Below are 349 nucleotides of genomic sequence, written 5' to 3' on the forward strand. Positions count from 1 at the left end.
TTCCTGGCCTATGCGGTAGGTAGCATTTGTCGGCACAGCGACCGAAGTCACCATGATCCTGTTGAGCGTAGTGAAGTTCCACGCACCCGAAGCACCCGTAATACCCGCAAAGTCATTATCGGCCTCGTCTTTCACAAAACCCGCACTGATATTTACTGCGATGTTGGTGTTCAACGGCAGATCCTGGCCTACGGTCCAGGAGAGGGTCTTCCCATCGGTAGACAACGTAAAGGCGGCACGGTCTGCCGTAACCGATAGATCGTATGTTTTCAGTACCGTGGCACCATCCATCAACTGCAGGGTACCTGCGGTTCCCAACTCGACTTCCTCATCAAAGGTCACCGATAGT

General features: G+C 53.3%; 1 protein-coding gene. It reads right to left on the reverse strand.

The features are described from left to right. A partial coding sequence (locus G5B30_RS17210) for an Ig-like domain-containing protein (RefSeq protein ID WP_165321236.1) occupies window positions 1-349 on the reverse strand: 349 nt, incomplete at both ends.

The organism is Sphingobacterium sp. SGG-5, from assembly GCF_011043525.1.
GTDB lineage: Bacteria > Bacteroidota > Bacteroidia > Sphingobacteriales > Sphingobacteriaceae > Sphingobacterium.